This is a genomic window from Flintibacter sp. HCN-6482 (assembly GCF_037892565.1).
Lineage (GTDB): Bacteria > Bacillota > Clostridia > Oscillospirales > Oscillospiraceae > Lawsonibacter > Lawsonibacter aceti.
In genome coordinates this window covers 25,334-42,850 of the sequence record NZ_JBBKBK010000003.1, presented here as the reverse complement: position 1 = coordinate 42,850, position 17,517 = coordinate 25,334, and the positions used below count along the sequence as shown (strand labels likewise).

The window sequence follows — 17,517 nt, the reverse complement described above, 5'->3', positions numbered from 1 at the left end:
TAATGGCTTACGCAGACTATAGGTATTACATAACTACATACCTGGGGACAGCCATTCAGGAGGCCGACTTTCCCCGCCTGTCCCTGCGCGCAAGCTCCTTCCTGGATTACTACACGCAGGGCCGAGCGGCCCGTAATGATGGCCTTGATGCGCTGAAAATGGCCTGCTGCGCCATTGCGGAGCAGTATCAGGCCATTGATGCCGCCCAGGCGCTGGCGCAAAAGGCTCTGTCCGCAGCCTTGTCCGAGAAGGGCGGAGAGTTGCAGAGTCAATCTGTGGGCAGTTGGTCCAAGACATACCGAAGCGGCGGGGACAGCGCACAACAGGCCCTGTCCTCCGCCCAGGCGGCGCAAGCCTCCCTTGGGGCTATCGCCCAGCAATATTTAGGGGCTACCGGCCTCCTGTACAGAGGGAGGGGGTGCGGATATGGACATGTTTCCCCATACTGTGACGCTCTACAATGTGTCGTTGGAGACTGATCCGGCTACTCTGGATGAGAGAACGATCAATCACATCACGGTGCTGGAGGGGGTTCTTCTGGATGCCGTGAAGGGGAAAAACGTCAACGAAAGCGGGCTTGTAGATGCCGATTCCGTGACGCTCTACATACCAGCCAACGTGTCAGCCACTGATGGCGTAACCGGAGAGAAAAAGCGGTACGTTGGCCCCGTAGAGTTCTGGAACGGTGAGAGCCGGGACGGTCTGTGGACGCTCTCTCCCGGACAGAACACCTTTTTTCTCAAGGGGAAGGCCGTCCACCGAGACTGGAGCAACCAGAAAATATCCGCCGCCTATGATTACGTCTATGACGTGAAAACGGTTGACTTCAAAGACTTCGGCGGGGAGATGTCCCACTGGGAAGTAGGTGGAGCCTGATGTTGAAGTTTAGTGTCCATACCGAGGGGCTAGAGGCAATCAAGGACAAGCTCACCGAAGGATGCACTAAGGCGGAGCACACTGTGGCGCTCCAAGTGCGGAAGGATACTTCTCCTTATGTCCCAGCCTTGACAGGTGACCTGGACCGGAGGACAAGGGTTGATGGCTCTAAAGTTATTTATCCTGGACCACAGTCTCGCTATTTGTACTATGGGAAACTGATGGTTGATCCTGAGACCGGAAGCAGTTACGCCCCAAAGGGTGGCACAAAGGTCCTGACGGACAAGGACCTGGTTTTTAGCAAAGCAGTACACGGACAGGCACAATCCCATTGGTTCGAGGCCAGCAAGGCGGAAAACCTGGAGAAGTGGGTCCGTGTGTCGGATAAGGCGGTGAAACATGATCTATGAAAAACGGGAAAAGCCCCGGATGCTGGCGGCGGCGGAAGAGGTAGACAAGATTTCCCGCTCAATGAATGTGTGGGTGAACACCTTCCCCGAAAAGCCGGTCACAATGATCAAGTACGAATCGCTGGATATTGCCATCGGAGAAGAGGTGGCCATGGCGCTGTCAACCATCCAGGGGACCTATATTACGAGGCAATACATTTTGGGAGGATACCAGGCGGAGTATCAATTCAAACTGATCTACCGCATCAAGCCTGGGAGTAGCAATGACCGCCGCCTGGAGGCCGACGAGCTGCTGAACCACTTTGGGGACTGGGCCAGGAAGAATCTGCCTAGCCTGGGAGATGGAGTACGGGCCCTTAGAGTCGAGCCGACTACCCAGGCATCAAAATTCGCCTCCTATGAAGGAGGAATAGAGGACTACCAAATTTTGATGAAGCTGACCTATGAGGTCGGCGTGTGAAAGGAGACAGCACAATGGCTGATTTAGAGTTTAACACCACCCCAGGCCAGACTGTAGGCCGGGAAATGCTGATTGCCTATCTAAATACTGGAGAGAGCGGGACCCCCACTTGGTCCCCCATCGGCAAGCGCGTGGAGGACAGCTCCATTGAGTTTGACTGGCAGACGGAGACCAAGGTAGATATCTTTGGTGATACTTATACCACCGGAAAGAAGGCCACCAAGACACAGACCTTTGACCCCTGTGAGTTGGACGGCGCTGACAAGGCCCAGCAAAAGATTTGGAATCTTGCTATCAAAGAGAACAATGTCAATGCCCTGCTGAATCAGGATATGCTTATTGTCCACCTGTATGCAGGTACGGCAAACACGGCAGTATTTGCGGAGAGGTATTCTGCCTGCTCGGTATTGCCCACTGGCCTTGGCGGCGAGGGTGGCGGCTCCATTGGGATGCCCATTGAGGTAACCTACGGCGGCACCCGCACAACCGGAACAGCATCCATTTCGGGAGCCACTGTGACCTTTAAAGCAGATGGAGAGGAGTAATCCATGAAAGAGCTCAATTTTGATACTGGCCTTGTTACATATGACTTGAATGGGAAAGTGGAAGTTACCTTCAACCCTTCAGATTCTAACTTTGTGGAGCGTTTGTACTCTGCATTCGAGGACCTGGATAAGAAGCAAGATGGATACAAGTCCAGTATTGAAAAGATGGCAAATAAGAAGGAAATTTTCGAGTTTGCCAGAGAACGGGATACCGAGATGCGGGAAATCATTGACGGCCTGTTTGGTGTTCCTGTCAGTGAAGCCTTGTTTGGTGGGATGAATGTTTATGCCCTGGCAAACGGGCTGCCCGTGTGGTGTAACCTGATGCTGGCTGTGATGGACGAGGTGGACAGCACCTATGCCAGAGAGCAAAAGGCCACAAACCCCAGGATTGCCAAGTATACGGCCAAATATCAGAAATACCAGAAGAAGTAACAGAAGGAGCACGGCATGGGCTATGGATTACCAAAAAGCGTAATGGTTGGCGGAGAGGAGTTTGCCATCCGCTATGATTACCGGGTGATTCTGGATATTTTCGAGGCGATGAATGACCCGGATTTATCAGAGGAAGATAGGGCTCTTGCCGTGCTCCAGATGTTCTATCCAGAATGGGAAGCCCTTTCTGACTTTGACGAGGCCATCCATGAGTGCATGATCTTCATCAATGGGGGAAAGGACCAGCCAGAGGGGCGAAAAGCTCCCAATCTGGTGGACTGGGAGCAAGATTATCCGTACATAGTCGCTCCCATTAACAGAGTGTTAGGTTATGAGGCAAGAGCGGTAGATTATGACCCAAATAAAAATTCGGGTGGTTTACATTGGTGGACTTTCCTGGCGGCCTACTATGAGATTGGGGACTGCCTCTTTGCTCAAATAGTCCGTATCCGGGAGAAAAAAGCGAAAGGCAAGCCCTTGGACAAATCGGACCGGGAGTTCTACCGAAAGAATCGGGATCTTGTGGACATCAAGACACGGTACAGCGAAGCGGAGAACGATTTGGTCAATATGTGGACTAAGGGATAAAAAAACGCCCCAAAAGGGGCGGGTGATTACGTTAAGACCTCTCTAAAAAAATCAAAAAATATAAGTCCACATGCAAAAATTGTAAGAACAACAATAATGGCACAAATTGAAAGTGCGACCTGGTGCTGACGGGCACCACACTTTGGACACCGATTTGCGGTTTTAGCAATCTCGGCTCCACATGTTTTACACTTAACCATTTTCCCTTTCATTCTGATACCTCCTAGGTGGTGATTTTATGGCGGCTGATGGTTCTATCATCATTGAAGCCGAAATTGACGATAAGAAGGCCCAGCAGGAGCTTAGTCGGCTAAATAGGAAAATCGAAACGCTGAATGAGCAAATCTATGTGAAGCAGCAGCAGAAAATGCCCCTTGTAGAGCAGGCCCAGAGATTAGGCGCTGAACTGGATGCCGCAAAGGCGAAATTGGACAACATGGAAAACAGCGGGAAGTTTTTTACCTCTGCGCATGTAGACGAGCAAAGGACCATTGTTTCCAACCTCCAGAAAGAGTGGGATGGAGTGGTTGTCCAAATTGAACGAATGGATCGCGGCATTCAAGAAACCACAACTCGGCTCAATCTGGCAAAGGAACGGGCTGGAGAAGTCTATCAGTCCATGGCCAGAACAGGGCCAGCCGCAGAGGCGATGGCGAGAGCGGTGGACCGGGCACAGAAAAGCACCCAGCGGTTTTCCATGCGGCTCCGTGAGGTTCTGAGAAGCGCTCTCATCTTCACAATCATCTCCCAAGGGGCGGCGGCGCTCCGTGAATGGCTTGGAAAGGTCATTAAAACTAATGACGAGACGGTGAGAGCAATAGGCCGTCTGAAGGGCGCTCTGCTGACGTTGGCACAGCCTTTGATTGAGGTGATTATACCAGCTTTTACGGCATTTGTAAATGTGCTTACCCGCATTGTTTCTGCGGTTGCCAGCCTTGTCGCGGCACTATTCGGAATGACGGCGGATCAGGCAGCGGATGCCGCAGAAAATCTATATAACGAGGCAAACGCCGTAGAGGGAGTTGGAGATGCGGCAAAGGAAGCCGGTAAGTCACTTGCCTCTTTCGATGAGATTAACAAACTATCTGGGGGAGGGGCGGCTTCTGGTGGTACAGGTACAGGAGCATCAGAAGGAATAAAGCCTGTCTTTGATGATTTCTCAACTTCGGAATACAAGCAGAAGATTGATGAATTAACGGCGTATGTGAGTGGTGCTCTTCTTGCACTTGGTGCGCTCCTTGCGTTTTCAGGAGTGAATATCCCCCTTGGACTGTCGCTTATGGCAGCGGGGGCAATCGGACTAGTATCTGTTGTTGCAGAGAATTGGGGATCTCTCGATGGTCCTCTGCTCAATGCGATTACTAGGGTCTTAGTGATACTTGGTGATTCTGCCTTAGTGGTTGGAGCTATCTTGGCTTTTTCAGGAGCGAACATTCCACTCGGCATTGGATTAATGGTAGCAGGTGCGCTGGCATTAGGAACGGTAGTTGCGATTAATTGGGACAGTATACCAACGGAGATGCAAAAAGTTATCACCGGAATGCTGGAGCTTTTGTCCGTCTCTCTTCTAGTGATTGGTGCGCTTCTGACATTTTCAGGCGCAAACCTTCCACTTGGCATTGGGATGATGATTGCTGGTGCGTCAGCCATGGCGGCTGCGGTTGCGCTTAACTGGGGTAGCGCAACAATCAGTGTGAAACAGGTGATTACTGAGATTATGAGTCTGCTTGGTGTATCCCTTCTTGCGCTGGGCGCTGTCCTTACCTTCTCTGGTGCAAATCTGCCTCTTGGCATTGGTATGATGTTGGCTGGGGCGGTCAGTTTAGCGACAACGGCAGCGATAAACTGGGACACTATACAAACTGCTTTGCAAGGGCCGATAGGAGCAGTTACAGCAATCGTTAGCGGCGCTTTGTTGGTTCTTGGTGTAATACTTCTGTTCACTGGTGCCGGAATCCCTCTTGGGCTTGGACTTATTGCTACTGGGGCAGCTGGTCTAGTTGCTGCAATTGTTCCAAACTGGAATTTTATTCTGGATGCCATATCTGGAGCATGGAGTAATTTTACTTCATGGTGGGATGCTGGCCCGTCTAAATTCTTCACTTTGGATTATTGGCTTGGCCTCGGTCAAGATATGCTGGACGGTTTGTTTAACGGCTTATCTTCCATTGGGCAAAAAATTACTGAATGGGGCGGAAACTTTATTGATGGAGTAAAGGATTTCTTTGGCATCCATTCCCCATCTACTGAATTCGAGGACCTGGGCGGATACATGATGTCCGGACTGGAAAACGGTGTAAACGACAATTCCACAATGGTCGTATCCGCCTTTAGCATCATGTTTAATGCGGTATTAGCTCTTTGTACCAACAATACAGAGCTTATGAAAGCATCGTTGGTTGCCTTCCTCCTGTATATGACGGGCGAATTTGCTCCTGCTTGGAACAAGACTTGGACAGACTGCTACAACAAGGCATCCCAAAACATTCAGGAAGTAATTGCGGAGATCAATGCCCTTAACGCAAAGCTGGCATCTATTGAGCGGAATATAACCATCACAATTACAACGGTTTATAAGACTGTTGGTAAATCGTCCTCCGGTTCTAGCTCATCCAGCCGAAGCGGACGAGCTTCAACAATGTCGGTTTCGTTACCCATGCAAAATATTCCGGCACTGGCCCGTGGTGCGGTAATTCCTCCGAATCGTGAGTTTTTGGCGGTTTTGGGCGACCAGAAGAGTGGGACCAATGTGGAGGCACCTCTTGATACCATCGTTCAGGCTGTGATGATGGCCCTAACCAGGAGCGGGATGAATGCAGATGGTCAGCTTATTGAAAATGTTATTAACCTGGACGGGGAAGTGATCTACCGCAACCAGAAGAAGGTAGCCCGTAGACACGGGATGTCCCTGACGAACAGATAGAAATGAGGGTGTCCACTATGAGCTACATTAAGTTAAATGGGATAGAGTTCGATGCAGATGTGGCAATCTCTAAATATAACCGAAACTTCAATGTCCTGGACGGTGAGAACGCCGGACGGGTCATGACTGGACGCATGGTACGGGATATTATCGGTACATATATCGGCCACAAACTGACAGTATTCCGCCGGGGTGATAACTACAACGGACTGGACGAATTTTGGGATTACCTTGTAGAGCACTCCGTGGATGATTCGGTTATGCTGGAGGCTGCTGATGGACAAACCACTATCTCCTATGAAGCTTATTATACAAGTGCATCTCAGGACATAGAAAAGGTGGAAAGAGGCGTGAATTACTGGGGCGAGATTGAAGTCAATTTTATCCCAATGGAGGCGCAGGTGACACCCGCATGAGCAGGACCACGATTCTGTATAAGGATATAGCCCCCGGAGCGGAGGAGGATGCTTCTGTCAGCACCACAGCGGTTGAGAGCTTTTCAAATCCATCTTTACTGCCATCTGGGGTCACCCCGGCACCTACTATCACATGTGAGCTGAATCATTGGGGCTTAGACGGGACTTATATGCTGGTAGAAAATGAGCCTGTTGCCTTTTGGTCAACTGAAATGAGCGGAGATGACTGCTCTTTTGAAAATCCGCCTGTTATTACGATTGACTTCGACCAGCAATATTCATCTGTTGGGCTAACCCTTATATTTGACAGCGCCTCTGGAGACTACTGCAATTCCGTCAATATCAAGTGGTATCAGGGAGACACACAGAAGGCGAACACCGATTTTTCCCCCAATGCTGCCACATTTTTCTGTCAACAGCGAGTAGAGAGCTATAACAAGGTCGTGATTACTCTTAACAGCACGAATCTGCCAGGCCGAAGGGCAAAACTGGAACAAATCGTATTTGGAATATTTAGATATTTCGGAATGTCTGAGTTGCGGTCTGCTTCTATTGTAAACGAAATGAGCCTGATTGCGACGGAGCTTCCTATCTCTACCATGAAATGGACGCTCGACAGCAAAGATGATGTGGACTTTATGTTCCAGCTAAAACAGCCTGTGGAGGTACGGAATAACGATAATTTGATTGGTGTCTACTATATTGATGGATACTCCAGATCAGCAGCCACAGTTTATGATATTGAATGCTACGACGCATTAGGCGTGTTAGATGAAACGCCATTTTCAGGTGGTGTGTATACCAACAAATCAGCAAAGAAGCTTTTGTCTGAAATAGTAGACGGAGACTTTGAGATTGAGTACGATCCCGCTATAACAGATATAACACTGGCCGGAGCTTTACCGGAGACATCCAAGCGTGAGGCTATACAGCAGGTGTTGTTTGCCTGGGGTGTATGTGCTTCTACAGATGGTAGTGAACGCCTCTATGTGTTTCATCTACCATCTATAGCCAAAGAGGTCGGTAAAAATAGGACCTATACGGGCGTAACGGTGGATACAGCAGCCATTGTTACAAAAGTGGTGGTGACCGCACATACATACTCCCAAAACACAAATGGGTCAATAGAAATCAACGGCATTAAATATAGCGATACAAAGACAGAATATAGTGTTTCCAATCCGAACATAACGGCATCGGACAAGCAAAATGTGATAGAAATCACAGATGCGACTTTAGTTTCTCCCTCTATCGGACAGGCAGTGGCGCAACGTGTTTATGACTACTACCTAAAGCGCAGCACCAACAAGGCAAAGATCGTATGGGCCGGTGAGAAACTTGGAGATATGCTGGCCATGCCAAATGCTTGGGATGGGACCAACACAGGAAATGTCGCAAAGATGGAGATCAGGCTTTCAAATACTGTTGCGGCAAATGTGGAGGCGATAGGAACATGAGCATCCTTGATACATTAATCACAGACCGCACTCAGGCGGATGTAACCCGCTGGAAAACCCTCCATGACAAAGGCTGGTCCAGAATGTCACCAGAAGAAAAAGTGGAGTGGTCTTCCGGCCTGAAGGGCACCTACAACGCCACAGACCTGAATCGAGTAACGGCGGCGATGGAGGAATTGGACCAGCAGTTCCGTCAGTACGGTTACAGCACGGGCTATCAGAGGATAGAGATACCCCATGGTGGGAATCAGGGTATCACCTACTTAGAGTACATTGAAAGCAGCGGGACACAGTATATCGATACAGGGCATAAACCAACGAATAACAGCCGGGTCGTTATGGAGGTTGAGGCATTAAAAGGCGGCGTTTACCCTTTCTTTGGCGCTCGTACAGCAAATGGAGTAGGTAGCTTTGTGTTGTGGGAGATGTCTGCTAGTTCGATTCGGTCTGATTTTAATACGACTGGAACAGAAACTACGGTATCAAAAGTTTTGTCCCACGTTGTTATAGACAAAAACAAAAACGTCTGCAAATTTGGAGATACGACTATTACCAGTGGAGCGGCATCATTTAACTGTTCGTATAACCTCTGCCTTTTGGCGCTCAATTCAGGGGGAGAGATAGATGAGAGAAAACTGTCCGCCAAGCTTTATCGTTGCCAGATATATGATGATGGAGTGCTCCGTTATGATTTCAGGCCGGTATTAGATAGTAGTGGCAGGGCTTGCCTGTGGGACCGCATAGGCAGAAAACTTTACTATAATGCCGGGACAGGCTCATTTGTTGCAGGTCCACAACTAGAACCCGAACCCGGCGAGGAAAAAGATCCGTACACCTGGTATGAAGATGATATTCCAACCGCTGATCTGATGGAGAAATATCTTGCGAATGTTTCCGCTCTACGTTCTACCATTGACTTGCTGTCCACTACGCCAGAGGCGCCGGAGAGCATGGAACTGTTGACGTATATCGAGGCCAACAATATTGAGCAGATACTAATAGATATTCGGTTGACCATCGAGCAGGTGGTTCGTGCTTTCAAGCGGTCCAATGCGTACGCCTTTTGGAGTGGATATAACCCCTTGCCAAGTGCGGGTAGTAATCTAGGAAGAAACTGGGCGGAACTGGATGCCATGAATACTGAATGGAAGAATTGGCAGGTAGCCACATGGTATCTGCTACTATATGGAAATATGAAAGCGGAAGGAGTGATTAGCTGATGGCTTTTACACCGTTTGTTGAAACGGACCAACCAACGATGGCGAAGTTTAACGAGAAGTTTCAGGATGCAATATCGGATGCGATTGCAGGTGGAATTGCAGGTGGAATTGCAGGATCGCCGAAGATTATGACGGGCAGCTACATTGGAACGGGGACGTTTTTGAGTTCATCCCCAAATACGTTAACATTTCCGTTTACTCCAATAATTTGGGGAGTTTTTAGGATGGTTTCTACGGGTGGTGTAGATCTCTCTTTGCCTAATATAATACTATGGGATAATGATTATAAAAATATGAATGTTAGTATGTATACTAGATCAGATAGCACGACCACACAGTTTGTTACAATCAACGGAAATTCTGTGTCATGGTATTCATCAAGTAGCGGTGAACATCAACTAAACGCAAATGGTACCACATATCACTACTTTGCCATCGGCTGAAAGGAGGACCAAATGGACGACAGAAACGTACAATACCCAAATCGCTTTCAGCTTACAAAAGTAGATGGGACAGACGATATTTACGAGATAATCCCGGCCCCTGGAAAGGTGTACACAGAAGGCACCTTTATCAACAAGTTCGCTCTTTTAAAGGACACCACAGCGGCTTTGTTTGGGCTGGGCGTAGATAATGTCCCAGATGATGTGCTGGTCTTTTTAGGGAAATATAATCAGTATTGGTGGAAGAGAAGAACTTCTGGTTTTGCTCTTGTACCGAATCTTGGTGCCGAGCAAATACAGTGTGTTGAGTGGCAGGGTAGACCTAATTCTGGTTCATATACGCCAACAAACCATATTAGGTATTCTCCAACAGTAACTGTACATGAGGATTTAAGTGTTACTTTAAATAATCCACAAGTTTTGACTTTTACTCCAAACGGAATAGGCTCAAATCTTCAAGTGCTACAAGGAAAATACTTTTATCTAACGAAACAAGTAAACAGTGTAGCGCATGGCAACTGGGGCAATATAGATTATAAGACTACCCCAGCGAATGTTATCTATTATGCATCGGGAGCTCCAACTGGCAAACAGAACAGTGCGGATAGCGAGGACTATACCTATGTAGCAAAGGCTATACCTGCTAAAACCGTTACAGGAAAAAAGGAATTACATGATGGTCCTTGGGAATACGTCCGCTCCTCCAACCGCAACGCCTACCCCGACAGCGGCATCCATGATGGGTATGAGTATCAGTTTTTGGGGATACCGTTTGAAAACTCCGTATTACCACTGAGAGTAGAGACTGGCAGTTATGTGGGGACCGGCACCTACGGGATCAATAACCCATGCAGTTTGACACTCCCTTTTGAGCCTAAACTATTTATAGTCGGCGATACAGATGGGTGTAAAGGGACAAAAGGAAACTATTTATATTTTGCATTGCCTATATTTTTAGGCGATACATACGAAAAAATAAGCTGGAAATATGGAGGAACAACTGCAACTCAATATACCCTGATGAAGAGAGAGGGGTCCACTATTTCTTGGTATATAAATTTTACCGGAAGTGGAAGCGACCAGTTAAATGGTACAGGAACTACCTATTACTATTATGCCATCGGCTAAAAGGAGGTTTCCATGCTAATCATCGAAATCCAGCCCCTGGAAAATGGGGCGCACCGCAACCAAACCTGTAATTTGAATACCATCCCGAAAGGGTGGGCGGAGGTCCCTCCTGGCATCTCAGTGCCTGATACCTTCCCCTTTGTGGATATCGAGGTGGATGGCCAGACTGTTATCGCCATGACTGCCGGAATCGTCCCTGAGCCGGAGCCTGAACCGGAGCCGGAGCCCACCCTTGAGGACAGGGTATCCAGCATTGAGACCGCCATTGAGAGGGGGCTTACACTGTGAGCAATTTGTACGACGCACTGGCATCCGCTATCTATGTGTCCCGGCAGACCTTAGCCGGGGCGGCCATCGACACTGATGACAAGCGAATCCGGGCCTCCGGTCTGTATGAGGACTGGACGGAGGGCAAATATCAGGTAGACGATATCCGCAACGCCAACGGCCAGACCTGGGAGTGCTTTCAGGCGCACGACAATGCGACTTACCCTGACATCAAGCCAGATAACCCCGCCTGGTTCACCTTCTGGCGGCCCCTTCATGGGACAAGCCCTGAGACGGCCCGCCCCTTTGTGCCTGTTCAGGGTGCCCATGATATGTATAGGGTAGGGGAGTACATGATCTATACCGACGGCAAAACATACCAGTGCAAGCAGGATACTAACTTCTCACCGGAGGATTACGCCCAGGCGTGGGAGGTGTACGATGGATGAAAAATGTATCTTAGACCCACGGCGGGATTGTATAGGGAAGGCGGAGGCCGCCAAGCTGGAGGGAAGAATCAAAGCCCTGGAAGAATGGCGGGAGGATTCCAAAGACTTCCACGCTAAGTTTTATGATTGGCAGAGACAACAGATTGCGCGGGACGCAAGGCTGGACGAAAAGTTAAATGGGATGGATGCCAACATTAAGAAGGTGCTGGCCAAACAGGAATCCTGTGAGTTGAAACCGGCCAAGCGCTGGGATGCCATTGTGGACAAGGCCATTTGGGCGGTGCTGGCTGCGTTTATCGCTCTCGTCCTGGCGAGAATCGGGCTATAAAAAAATCCTCCCAAATCGGGAGGATAAAAGAATATAAAAACCGTCGCCCCAAATCGAGGTGAATGATAGGCGGGGCAACGGGTCCCGAAGGACATATCCACTATATCATTTTTTCGACAAAAGTCAATGGGATGGGAGGTGAAAATATGGACTTTGGAATCGCATCCGTGGCGGCTATTACCGTCATCTGTTATCTGGTGGGACTGATCGTCAAATCGTCCGGTCTGGATAACAAGTACATCCCGGCTATTGTGGGCCTGTGTGGCGGTGTTCTTGGCGTGGCGGCGCTGTATACCGGCCTCCAGGACTTCCCTGCCACGGACCCCTTGACCGCCGTTGCCGTGGGCATTGTAAGCGGTTTGGCGGCAACTGGTGTCAACCAGGCCATCAAGCAGTTGAAGGAATAACAACATATTTTTTACTACAAAGGAGATTGAACTATGAACACCGAAATGCTCTATGAACTGTACGAAATCACTGAGAAGAACGACGCACCCGATTTGGCTACCGTAGGCATGCCCATGCTCCTGAAGAAGCACCCTGAGATTACCCACGAGGAGGCCAAGGAGATGCGTGAGTTTACTGGCCGCCATGGGCCGGAGTTGGCCGCCGCCTTCCCTGACAAGGAGGCGTTTGAGGCCGCCGTGGCTACTGGCGTGGCGGAGGATGAGGCCGCCAAAGAGGAAGCGGAAAGAGAATAATAAAAAAGCACCCAATCAGGGTGCCTTTAGCTCCATATTTAGCTGTTGAATAATCAGGGCGGTCTCTAACATCCCAGTCATTTTCTCCTCACTGTCCGGCATGGAGGAAAAGTTCTCCCTGGCATTTGTCAGGATTCTGAGGGCCATTTCCCGGTCTTCGTTTGTGGCGTTGCCGGACTCGAACTTGTCTGCTAGTGCAGAAAATTCCTGGTTTGTGTCCACTGATAGGCTGAAAGCAGTTTCTGCCTGCCTCAAAAAGTGGCAAAGCAATTTGTAATCATGCATTTTATCACTCCCTTATCCGCATATTACAGCACACGCCCTGATATGTCAATGGAGGAAGACCATGAGATTACGAAAACAGTATTTGACCAAGAACGACTGTTACAGGGCCGGGAGGACCATTCGGCCACAGGGGGTAATGGTACACTCGACTGGGGCCAATAACCCCTCTGTGGCCCGCTATGTGCCCGGAGATGATGTAATTGGTCGGAATCAGTACGGGAATGATTGGGACAGGCCCGGAGTGGAAAAGTGCGCCCATGCCTTTGTAGGCAGATTTGCCGACGGATCGGTGGGGACAGTACAGACCCTTCCATGGAATCGCCGTGGCTGGCACTGTGGCCGAGGGAAGAACGGCAGTGCAAATGATACCCACATTTCCTTTGAAATCTGTGAGGACGGCCTGGAGGATGCCAGCTATTTTAAGGCGGTGTACCAGGAGGCCGTGGAGCTGACCGCCATGCTTTGCCGGGAGCACAACCTGGACCCGTTGGCTGACGGAGTGGTAATTTGCCACAAGGAGGGCTATCATCGGGGGATCGCCAGCAACCATTCCGACGTTCTCCATTGGTTCCCCAAATTCGGCAAGACCATGGATGATTTCCGGGGGGATGTAGCCCAGAAGATGAGAGGTGAGCAAGAAGTGACCTACGAGCAGTGGAAGGAGTACATGGACCGCTATCTGGCCGAGCGAGCGGAGCTGCCGGCCAGTATGCCGAAGCTGTTTGCAGAGGCCAACGAGCTTGGCCTGACAGATGGGACCCGACCTATGGCATTTGTCACTCGTGAGGAGAGTGCCGTCATGGCAAGGGCGGCGGCGTTGAAGTAAGGAAAGGACGTGGAGCATGAGCGCAAGAGTAAAGCTACCGGAATCGCTTGACAAGCTCTTGCGCTCTCAACTGGAGGAGGCCATCCACGAGGCCGCACTCCACCGGGACGATGAACTGATCGCCAGACGATATCTTATTGACAAATGGTGTCAAATGGATATTGCGGCGGAGCTGGGATGGCGCAGGGCCACGGTGGGAGACCACCTTAAACATATTTTGGAACGGGTGAAAAATGTATCCGCCAAGCTCTACACAAACCGTACATAAAACGTACACAACCCCGACTGGGACCGTACCCAGCCGGGGGATTTTTATGCGACAATATAGACATGGAGGACGTGAGGATCAAGGGTTGGTACACGTCGCCGCCCTCCTCACGGACTCCTTATTTTTATACAAAGGACGTGTGATATATGACCCCGGTAGAGAGATTGATTGCCGCCGGTATCCGGCCGGATTGCGCCAGGGAAACCATTATGTGGTTTCGGGCACAGGGGGATGATTATGGTTTGGAAAAGTATCTGAATGAGGTGGAAAGCCGCCATGCGAACAACGGAGAGGTATTCATGGCACAACGAAAACCCTTACAACAGGAATGTGGGGGACTGCACGGTTAGAGCTATTTCCACCGCTTTGGACCAGGCCTGGGACACCACCTACATAGGCCTGTGCCTGGAAGGGTATCTCCTGAAGGATATGCCAAGTTCCAACGAAGTGTGGAGGAGCTATCTCAGCCAGTATGGTCTAGAGCGAAGACCGGCTCCGCCTCACACAACAGTGAATGAATTTGCCAGGACACATAGAAACGGTGTGTACCTTCTCGGCCTGAATTCCCATGTGGTCTGTATTATCGACGGGACAATTCTGGATACATGGGATTCTGGGGAAAAGGAAGTTTTGTACTACTGGAAAGGATGACGTGATATGGCCTATACACCTACACCTTACTATCCGGGCTATCAGCCCATGTACTACCAGCCGCCCATGCCGGACCAACTGGCCCAGCTCCGTGGGCAGCAGTTCCAACCTCCCATGCAAGGACCGCAAATGCCGCCCGTACAGTCCCAGCAAAATGGGCAGTCCATGGTTTGGGTGAATGGTGAACAGGAGGCCATGGGGTATCTGGTGGCCCCAAACAGTGCCGTTGCTTTATGGGACAGCAACAGCCCCACTATTTATCTCAAGCAGGCGGATGCCTCTGGAAAACCCAGCATCAAAATTTATGATCTGGTAGAACGCAGCAATGCCACAAGGACTGCCCCAGCGCAGGAGCCTTCTATCCGCTATGCCACCCAGGATGACTTGGACGCTCTTGCGGCCCGTGTGGACGCTCTGAGCGCAAAGGAAAAGCCCGCCCGAAAGGCGACAGCAAAGGAGGATGTGGAATGAATCCCTTTTTCAACGCAATGGGCGGCAACCGTCAGCCCAACATGATGCAGCAGTTTCAGTCCTTCATGCAGCAGATGCGGGGTAAGGACCCCAACGCCATGATACAAGAGATGGTATCATCTGGCCGCATTTCCCAAGATCAGCTTAACCAGGTCCAGAAACAAGCCCAGCAGATGTCTGGCATGTTTGAGGGGATGCGAGGGATGTTTGGCAAATAAAAAGCAGGGGCATTAAGCCCCCGCTGTGTGGTCAGGTTTTGTGTGGACTGGCTCCGTCATCATTCGCTCAATGCTCCAACCACGCACATATCGGTTGTGAAATGTGACCCAGTTTATACCAAGTTCTTTTGCCCAATCCGTTAAAGTCTGCGATTTTCCATTATACTCAACAACAATGTTATCAGATTTATTCCTGCACTGGTCGTGCATGGTTGCCCATCTGCAATTATCTGGACTGTAAGGCCCGTCATTGTCGATACGGTCTATGGTATATCCGTCGGGCCTTCCGCCGACAGAATCAGACCATTTTGCAAAGTTAAAGAAATCGTGCCATTCATCATAGACAGTTATACCACGGCCTCCATACCTGTGGTAGACCTTCGATTTCTCGCTGTAACACCGTTGCATCATCTGTCGCCAGATTCCATACAATGGATGCTTACTGCGGCCATCTTGTTTGGCGTAAATGGTGTTTCTGAGACAACCGCAACTTTTTACAGCCCCGTTTTTGAATTGATAAGGCAATACATCAATTGTCCCACCACAATCACACCGACAGCGTAAACGCCAACCGTCATCATTTGGCTTTCTTTCAGCTAAAGCAATCACGGTCAAATGATTGTTCCGTTTTCCGATGTACTCGTTCACATCGAAATATGGTTTATAGATTCTTTTTTGTTTCATAGCACTTCCCCTTTTGTGCGCCCTGATTATCAGATTGCGTGGAAACCGTCAGGGTAACGGCTTGTCGGGAGCGACCCTATCCACGCACAACAATTATAGCATAAAACCATCAAAAAGTATATAGATGCGGCCGCATTTATAAATATTTTTTACAAAGGAGAAAGTTGTATGTCTCTTAGTAATGATGCAACCCTGACTATGCCAGTAGCTCCTGCGTATTCCGCTGGTGGCTATGGTGGCAATGGTTCCATGTGGGGTGGAGACTGGTCCGCCTGGATTATTTTGTTTCTCATTTGGGGAGCCTTTGGCGGCGGCTGGGGCAATGGCTTCGGCGGAGGTTTTGGCGGAGCAAACGGGCCTGGCTTCCAGGGTTATGCTACACGCTCCGACATCAACGAGGGCTTTGCGCTGAACGGTCTCCAGACCGGCCAGAGCGGTATCCTCTCCGCCGTAACCAACGGCTTCCATGGTGTGGATAATGCTATCTGCAATCTGGGCTATCAGCTCCAGAACTGCTGCTGCCAGACCCAGCGGGCAGTGGACGGCGTGAATTATAACCTGTCCACCCAGGGCGCAGCTACCCAGACGGCAATCCAGGGCGTCCGCTACGACATGGCTACCCAGGCTTGCGATACCCGGAATACCATCCAGAACAGCACCAGGGACATCATCGATAACCAGAACTCCAACAGTCGTGCGATCCTGGACTTTTTGACTCAGGACAAGATCGCTACTCTGACGGCTGAAAACCAGAGCCTGAAGTTCCAGGCTTCCCAAGCGGCGCAGAACGCTTTCTTCACCGCCAATCAGGAGGCCCAGACCGCTGAACTGATCCGCCGCATCAACCCCATGCCTGTTCCGGCCTATCAGGTGCCCAACCCTTATGCCGGTTGTGGGTGTAATCCCTGCGGCGGCTGCTGCTAAAACCCAATACATCAACTGTCCGATAAATTCGGACTGTTCGGCCCCGTGCCGATTTTGAACTATGCGGCGGGGCAATAGCCTCGCCGCTAATCTTTTTGAAAGGAATGATTTTTTTGGCCGAGTATACAAATAGCGCAATCGTAACCGTTGCCGCTGGTCAGAACGTGCCATTTACCGAGGAGGCCAACACGAGCAAGCCCTGCATCGTACACCGGGAGGGGGCTGGACTGGTGACGCTTCGTGGGCTTACTAACCAGTGCAGAGCAAAGTTCAAGGTGTCCTTTGGCGCGAATATCGCCATCCCTGACGGCGGGACCGTGGAGGCCATCACTGCGGCAATCTCCATCAATGGCGAGGCATTGACCGCATCTACCGCTACTGTTACCCCTGCCGCTGTGGAGAATTTCTTTAATATCTATGTCTCCGCTGTGGTAGATGTCCCCCGTGGCTGCTGTGTCACTGTTGCCGCAAAAAACACCAGTACACAGCCTATTCTAGTAGCCAACAGTAACTTTATTGTTGAGCGTGTAGCCTGAAAGGAGAG

28 protein-coding genes are annotated in these 17,517 nt (G+C 50.0%); 25 read left to right on the top strand and 3 right to left on the bottom strand.

The annotated features are described in order from the left end of the window. Positions 1 to 2 precede the first annotated feature (2 nt). The 7 genes from WKS99_RS09695 to WKS99_RS09665 are packed head-to-tail and all read left to right on the top strand — an operon-like array spanning position 3 to position 3,314. Entirely contained in the window at positions 3 to 479 is a 477-nt protein-coding gene (locus tag WKS99_RS09695) for a hypothetical protein (RefSeq protein WP_340405844.1), read from the top strand. Next, positions 427 to 876, top strand: coding sequence for a hypothetical protein (locus WKS99_RS09690; protein WP_340405843.1), 450 nt, complete (start codon positions 427 to 429; stop codon positions 874 to 876). The genes WKS99_RS09695 and WKS99_RS09690 overlap by 53 nt, the downstream gene beginning before the upstream one ends. Then, positions 876 to 1,286 carry a minor capsid protein gene (locus WKS99_RS09685; protein WP_340405842.1) on the top strand — a complete coding sequence of 137 codons (411 nt, stop codon included), beginning with the start codon at positions 876 to 878 and terminating at the stop codon, positions 1,284 to 1,286. Before WKS99_RS09690 ends, WKS99_RS09685 begins: the two co-directional genes overlap by 1 nt. Further along, a complete protein-coding gene (locus WKS99_RS09680) occupies positions 1,276 to 1,746 on the top strand; it encodes a hypothetical protein (RefSeq protein WP_340405841.1) in 471 nt (156 codons plus the stop codon). Before WKS99_RS09685 ends, WKS99_RS09680 begins: the two co-directional genes overlap by 11 nt. 14 nt (positions 1,747 to 1,760) lie before the next feature. Then, positions 1,761 to 2,291, top strand: coding sequence for a hypothetical protein (locus tag WKS99_RS09675; protein ID WP_340405840.1), 531 nt, complete (start codon positions 1,761 to 1,763; stop codon positions 2,289 to 2,291). A gap of 3 nt (positions 2,292 to 2,294) precedes the next feature. Then, on the top strand, positions 2,295 to 2,726 hold the full coding sequence (locus WKS99_RS09670; protein ID WP_340405839.1) for a hypothetical protein: 432 nt from the start codon (positions 2,295 to 2,297) through the stop codon (positions 2,724 to 2,726). Between the two features lie 15 nt (positions 2,727 to 2,741). Further along, positions 2,742 to 3,314, top strand: a complete 573-nt coding sequence (locus tag WKS99_RS09665; RefSeq protein WP_340405838.1) for a Gp15 family bacteriophage protein — start codon at positions 2,742 to 2,744, stop codon at positions 3,312 to 3,314. A 26-nt stretch (positions 3,315 to 3,340) separates the two neighbouring features. Here the strand turns inward: WKS99_RS09665 and WKS99_RS13515 are convergent, their stop codons facing one another. After that, positions 3,341 to 3,514 carry a zinc-ribbon domain-containing protein gene (locus tag WKS99_RS13515; protein WP_445297956.1) on the bottom strand — a complete coding sequence of 58 codons (174 nt, stop codon included), beginning with the start codon at positions 3,512 to 3,514 and terminating at the stop codon, positions 3,341 to 3,343. A gap of 38 nt (positions 3,515 to 3,552) precedes the next feature. Here WKS99_RS13515 and WKS99_RS09660 point away from each other — a divergent pair, with 38 nt between their 5' ends. The 11 genes from WKS99_RS09660 to WKS99_RS09610 all read left to right on the top strand — a co-directional run bounded on the left by WKS99_RS09660 (position 3,553) and on the right by WKS99_RS09610 (position 12,646). Beyond that, positions 3,553 to 6,237, top strand: coding sequence for a hypothetical protein (locus tag WKS99_RS09660; RefSeq protein ID WP_340405837.1), 2,685 nt, complete (start codon positions 3,553 to 3,555; stop codon positions 6,235 to 6,237). Between the two features lie 17 nt (positions 6,238 to 6,254). After that, positions 6,255 to 6,653 (top strand): hypothetical protein, encoded by a 399-nt coding sequence (locus tag WKS99_RS09655; protein ID WP_340405836.1) that lies wholly within the window; start codon positions 6,255 to 6,257, stop codon positions 6,651 to 6,653. Then, the gene (locus tag WKS99_RS09650; RefSeq protein ID WP_340405835.1) at positions 6,650 to 8,110 is read left to right on the top strand and encodes a hypothetical protein; all 1,461 of its coding nucleotides are present in this window, start codon (positions 6,650 to 6,652) and stop codon (positions 8,108 to 8,110) included. The genes WKS99_RS09655 and WKS99_RS09650 overlap by 4 nt, the downstream gene beginning before the upstream one ends. Beyond that, positions 8,107 to 9,330 carry a hypothetical protein gene (locus tag WKS99_RS09645; RefSeq protein ID WP_340405834.1) on the top strand — a complete coding sequence of 408 codons (1,224 nt, stop codon included), beginning with the start codon at positions 8,107 to 8,109 and terminating at the stop codon, positions 9,328 to 9,330. The genes WKS99_RS09650 and WKS99_RS09645 overlap by 4 nt, the downstream gene beginning before the upstream one ends. After that, positions 9,330 to 9,773, top strand: coding sequence for a hypothetical protein (locus WKS99_RS09640; RefSeq protein ID WP_340405833.1), 444 nt, complete (start codon positions 9,330 to 9,332; stop codon positions 9,771 to 9,773). Before WKS99_RS09645 ends, WKS99_RS09640 begins: the two co-directional genes overlap by 1 nt. A gap of 12 nt (positions 9,774 to 9,785) precedes the next feature. Next, entirely contained in the window at positions 9,786 to 10,901 is a 1,116-nt protein-coding gene (locus tag WKS99_RS09635) for a hypothetical protein (RefSeq protein ID WP_340405832.1), read from the top strand. A 12-nt stretch (positions 10,902 to 10,913) separates the two neighbouring features. Then, positions 10,914 to 11,189: a hypothetical protein gene (locus tag WKS99_RS09630; protein ID WP_340405831.1), complete on the top strand. Its 276-nt coding sequence runs from the start codon at positions 10,914 to 10,916 to the stop codon at positions 11,187 to 11,189. Continuing rightward, positions 11,186 to 11,617 carry a hypothetical protein gene (locus WKS99_RS09625; protein ID WP_340405830.1) on the top strand — a complete coding sequence of 144 codons (432 nt, stop codon included), beginning with the start codon at positions 11,186 to 11,188 and terminating at the stop codon, positions 11,615 to 11,617. The genes WKS99_RS09630 and WKS99_RS09625 overlap by 4 nt, the downstream gene beginning before the upstream one ends. Beyond that, positions 11,610 to 11,945 carry a hypothetical protein gene (locus WKS99_RS09620; protein WP_340405829.1) on the top strand — a complete coding sequence of 112 codons (336 nt, stop codon included), beginning with the start codon at positions 11,610 to 11,612 and terminating at the stop codon, positions 11,943 to 11,945. The genes WKS99_RS09625 and WKS99_RS09620 overlap by 8 nt, the downstream gene beginning before the upstream one ends. Before the next feature lie 146 nt (positions 11,946 to 12,091). Then, the gene (locus WKS99_RS09615) at positions 12,092 to 12,352 is read left to right on the top strand and encodes a phage holin family protein (protein WP_340405828.1); all 261 of its coding nucleotides are present in this window, start codon (positions 12,092 to 12,094) and stop codon (positions 12,350 to 12,352) included. Positions 12,353 to 12,385: 33 nt separating this feature from the next. Further along, positions 12,386 to 12,646 carry a hypothetical protein gene (locus tag WKS99_RS09610; RefSeq protein WP_340405827.1) on the top strand — a complete coding sequence of 87 codons (261 nt, stop codon included), beginning with the start codon at positions 12,386 to 12,388 and terminating at the stop codon, positions 12,644 to 12,646. 15 nt (positions 12,647 to 12,661) lie between these two features. Here the strand turns inward: WKS99_RS09610 and WKS99_RS09605 are convergent, their stop codons facing one another. Continuing rightward, a complete protein-coding gene (locus WKS99_RS09605) occupies positions 12,662 to 12,931 on the bottom strand; it encodes a hypothetical protein (RefSeq protein ID WP_262669576.1) in 270 nt (89 codons plus the stop codon). A 61-nt stretch (positions 12,932 to 12,992) separates the two neighbouring features. Here WKS99_RS09605 and WKS99_RS09600 point away from each other — a divergent pair, with 61 nt between their 5' ends. The 5 genes from WKS99_RS09600 (at position 12,993) to WKS99_RS09580 (ending at position 15,365) form a co-directional block, all read left to right on the top strand. Continuing rightward, positions 12,993 to 13,757, top strand: a complete 765-nt coding sequence (locus WKS99_RS09600; RefSeq protein ID WP_340405826.1) for a peptidoglycan recognition protein family protein — start codon at positions 12,993 to 12,995, stop codon at positions 13,755 to 13,757. A gap of 16 nt (positions 13,758 to 13,773) precedes the next feature. After that, a complete protein-coding gene (locus tag WKS99_RS09595) occupies positions 13,774 to 14,025 on the top strand; it encodes a hypothetical protein (RefSeq protein ID WP_340405825.1) in 252 nt (83 codons plus the stop codon). Between the two features lie 276 nt (positions 14,026 to 14,301). Beyond that, positions 14,302 to 14,676 carry a hypothetical protein gene (locus WKS99_RS09590; protein WP_340405824.1) on the top strand — a complete coding sequence of 125 codons (375 nt, stop codon included), beginning with the start codon at positions 14,302 to 14,304 and terminating at the stop codon, positions 14,674 to 14,676. Positions 14,677 to 14,682: 6 nt separating this feature from the next. After that, entirely contained in the window at positions 14,683 to 15,147 is a 465-nt protein-coding gene (locus tag WKS99_RS09585) for a hypothetical protein (RefSeq protein ID WP_340405823.1), read from the top strand. Then, the gene (locus WKS99_RS09580) at positions 15,144 to 15,365 is read left to right on the top strand and encodes a hypothetical protein (protein ID WP_340405822.1); all 222 of its coding nucleotides are present in this window, start codon (positions 15,144 to 15,146) and stop codon (positions 15,363 to 15,365) included. Before WKS99_RS09585 ends, WKS99_RS09580 begins: the two co-directional genes overlap by 4 nt. Positions 15,366 to 15,377: 12 nt before the next feature. On the opposite strand, the gene WKS99_RS09575 is transcribed toward WKS99_RS09580, so the two are convergent. Then, the gene (locus tag WKS99_RS09575) at positions 15,378 to 16,049 is read right to left on the bottom strand and encodes a hypothetical protein (protein WP_340405821.1); all 672 of its coding nucleotides are present in this window, start codon (positions 16,047 to 16,049) and stop codon (positions 15,378 to 15,380) included. A gap of 168 nt (positions 16,050 to 16,217) precedes the next feature. On the opposite strand from WKS99_RS09575, the gene WKS99_RS09570 reads away from it, so the two are divergent. Together WKS99_RS09570 and WKS99_RS09565 are read left to right on the top strand one after the other, a co-directional pair. Further along, positions 16,218 to 16,973: a hypothetical protein gene (locus WKS99_RS09570; RefSeq protein ID WP_340405820.1), complete on the top strand. Its 756-nt coding sequence runs from the start codon at positions 16,218 to 16,220 to the stop codon at positions 16,971 to 16,973. A 113-nt stretch (positions 16,974 to 17,086) separates the two neighbouring features. Then, positions 17,087 to 17,509, top strand: a complete 423-nt coding sequence (locus WKS99_RS09565; protein WP_340405819.1) for a hypothetical protein — start codon at positions 17,087 to 17,089, stop codon at positions 17,507 to 17,509. The last annotated feature ends 8 nt before the right edge of the window (positions 17,510 to 17,517 follow it).